This window comes from Marichromatium sp. AB31, assembly GCF_003718685.1.
Taxonomy (GTDB): Bacteria; Pseudomonadota; Gammaproteobacteria; order Chromatiales; family Chromatiaceae; genus Marichromatium; species Marichromatium gracile.
In genome coordinates, this window is sequence record NZ_RHFI01000048.1 from 1 (window position 1) to 3,236 (window position 3,236).

Annotated in this window: 3 protein-coding genes; all 3 read left to right on the top strand. The window is 69.5% G+C overall.

The genetic code is table 11. The annotated features are described in order from the left end of the window. The coding region (locus EBL84_RS16635) for a transposase (RefSeq protein WP_148040330.1) at window positions 1-644 on the top strand (644 nt) is incomplete at its 5' end. Window positions 645-1,167: 523 nt separating this feature from the next. After that, window positions 1,168-2,667: a TonB-dependent receptor gene (locus EBL84_RS16645; protein WP_123141800.1), complete on the top strand. Its 1,500-nt coding sequence runs from the start codon at window positions 1,168-1,170 to the stop codon at window positions 2,665-2,667. Window positions 2,668-2,684: 17 nt separating this feature from the next. Continuing rightward, window positions 2,685-3,236: metal ABC transporter solute-binding protein, Zn/Mn family (locus tag EBL84_RS16650; RefSeq protein ID WP_190287994.1), on the top strand; the 552-nt coding region annotated here is incomplete at its 3' end.

Below are 3,236 nucleotides of genomic sequence, written 5' to 3' on the forward strand. Positions count from 1 at the left end.
TCCTCAAGCCCGCGCCCTGGACGCCGCCCTCGCCCGAGGTGCGCTTCCTGCGGGCGCTGCTGGCCCGTCAGCGCGCCCTCATCGAGGACCTGCGACGCGAGCGCAACCGCCTGGAGAAGGTCGAGGCGACCCACACCCCGGCGCTGGTGCGCGACTCGGTGCGCGAGAGCATCGCCTTCCTCGAAGAAGCCCTCGCCAAGCTCCAGCAACAGATCGACGACCACCTCGACGGCCACCCTCAGCTACGCGAGGACGTCGACCTCCTCACCTCGATCCCCGCCATCGGCCTCAAGGTCGCTCAGCGCTTCGTGGCGTTGCTGCAAAGCCGCCCCTTCACCTCGGCCCAACAGTTCGCCGCCTACCTCGGGCTCGTGCCCGTCGAGCGACAGTCGGGCACCTCCGTGCAGGGGCGCCCCAGACTCTCCAAGGCCGGGCCTGCGCATGCCCGCGCCACCCTCTACATGGCCGCCGTCACCGCCATTCGCTACAACCCTCACGTCAAGGACCTCTACGAACGCCTCCTGGCGCGCGGCAAGCCCAAGATGGTCGCCCTCGGCGCCGCCATGCGGAAACTCGCCCACATCTGCTTCGGCGTGTTCAAGAACCGTCGCCCCTACCAGCCCGATTACGCTTCCGCGGCTTGACGGGAAAGACGGTATCTTTGCGGTTCAATCTCCTGGCGGCTTGAATCTCCGCACCGACTTGCACGCAGTGAGTGTAATGCTATAACGTCCCGCGTTCTGTCTTGCGATTTGTCAACGCCTCTTCCATGCCGTCTCCGGTCCATCCACAACCCCGTCGTGCGCGTGCCCCATTGGCTGCGTTGCTGCTCGGTGTTGTGTTGCTGTGGACGCAGACGGCGCTGGCGGCGCATCAGCTCGAGCACCTGGTCCACGATCACGATGGCCCCTGCCTGATCTGTCTGGGGGGTGTCGGGATCGGCTCGCCGCTCGGGGCCGCGCCGCCGTCGCTGTATCAGGTCCGCCCGCGTGAGATCGGGCGGCTGTGCTCGGCGCCACTCGTCTGGCCGGGCGCATGCTCCTTCCTGCCTCAGCGCGCTCGCGCGCCCCCCGGTTCGGTTCGCTGTTGATCGCTGTGACGTTTTCGATCACCCGCTGGTGACCGTTGGCGTCCTTGTGCTCCACCCAATGATCAGGAACCGAAGCCATGTCCACACCGAACCTGCTGCGTGGCGGGGCGGGCGCGCTCGCGCTGCTGCTGCCGCTGTGTGCCACAGCCACGACCGATGATGCCGAGATCGCCGAGCTGCGCGCGATGATCGAGGCGATGAAGGACCAGTACGAGACCCGTATCCAGTCGCTCGAACGCCGTCTCGCCGAGGCCGAGTCGCGCCCGCCGCCACGGGCGGCCCTCCCCCCCGGTGACACCGGCTCGCGTCCGATGCGCGCGCCCGTGGTGCACCAGGCGCCGACACCTGCGCCGACCCGTGGCGCGCTGAGCGCGGCCAATGCCTTCAATCCGCAGATCTCGGTGATTCTCGACGGCAACTACTATCACGACGACCTCGACGGCGAGGGTTCGGGCCTGGTCGGCCAGGCCTTCCAGCCCTCCGGTGGTGATCATCACGATCACGACCACGCCGGTCACAGCCACGGCACCTTCGACAACGGCTTCAACATGCGTGAGGCCGAGCTGAGCTTCGCCGCGACCATCGACCCCTATTTCGATGCCGCCATGCACATGGCCGTCGACAGTGACGGCAACGTCGAACTCGAAGAGGCCTATCTGCAGACCCGCGCGCTGTCGCACGGGCTGCGGGTCAAGGCTGGACGCTTCCTCAGCGGCTTCGGCTATGCCAACGCCCAGCACCCGCACCAGTGGGCCTTCGTCGACCAGAACCTGCCCTATCTCAATCTGCTCGGGGTGCACGGTCTGCAGGACACCGGGGTGCAGCTGACCTGGCTGCCGGCGCTGCCGGTCTACACACTGGTCGGGGTCGAGGCGCTGCAGGGCGATCAGGAGCGCTTCGGCGCCACCTTCGGCGACGAGACCCTGGAGGCGCTCGGGCTCGACGAGGCCGGCGACGGCCCGCGGCTGTGGACCGCCTTCGCCAAGATCGCCCCCGACCTCGGCGACCAGCACGCGCTGCAGTTCGGCGTCTCCTTCGCCCATGGCGACCGTCAGCAGGAGCTGCACGCCCATACCCACGACCACGACGCCGAGGTGCACCAGACCGCGCTCGACGGCGACGCCGATCTCTGGGGTGTCGATCTGGTCTACGCCTATGACGCGCCCGGCTACGGCGGCAAGGGCGACCTGCGGCTGCAGAGCGAGTATCTGCGTTCGATCAAGGACCTCGACATCATCGCCAGCGCCCATCCCGAGCAGCTCGGCGATCGGCGCACCTTCACCACCGACGGGCTCTACGCCCAGCTCACCTACGGGATCGCGCCGCGCTGGACCCTGGGGCTGCGCTATGACGTGCTCGGCCTGACCAACAGCGTCGGCGGCGACGCCGATGCCGACTATGGCAGCTCCGAGCGCTGGACCCTGGGGCTGACCTGGGGGTTGACGGAGTTCTCCCAGTTGCGCGCGCAGTACGCCCGCAACGACATCCTGGTGGCCGAGGACACGCGCGAGCGCTTCGACGCCTTCTATCTGCAGTTCCTGATGAGCATGGGCAGCCACGGCGCCCACGCCTTCTGATGCCCCGGAGGAACGCCATGAACAGATCCCTGATGATCCGCGCGGGCGTGCTGCTCGCGGCCCTGGTCGCGCTGCCGGCGCAGGCGCTCGAGGTGGTGGCCACCAGCCCGAGCATGGGTGCGTTGGTGCGCGCGGTCGGCGGCGCGGACACCACGCTGACGGTGCTCTCCGGGCCCGAGCGCGACCTGCACCGGTTGCAGGCGCGCCCGAGCATGATCGGCGCGCTGCGTCGCGCCGACCTGGTGGTGGCGGTCGGCGCCGAGTTGGAGATCGGCTGGTTGCCGCTGGCGATCGCCAGCGCCGCCAACCCGGCGATCCGCCCCGAGACCCCGGGCTATTTCGAGGCCGCCGCCCAGGTCGCGCTGCTCGATGTCGGCACCCCGGCCGATCGCGCGCTCGGTGACGTCCACCCGCTCGGCAACCCGCACCTCAACCTCGATCCGCTGCGCATGGCGACGGTGGCGCGGGCGCTGGCCGAGCGCATGGCCGGGCTCGATCCGGCCGGTGGCCCCGGCTATCGCGCCGGCGCCGCGCGCTTCGCCGGCGCCGTCGAGCGGCGGCTGCCGGCG

Excerpts from the sequence above, each read along its gene's own strand:
- EBL84_RS16645 (WP_123141800.1), top strand. The coding sequence starts at position 1,168 with ATGTCCACACCGAACCTGCTGCGTGGCGGGGCGGGCGCGCTCGCGCTG.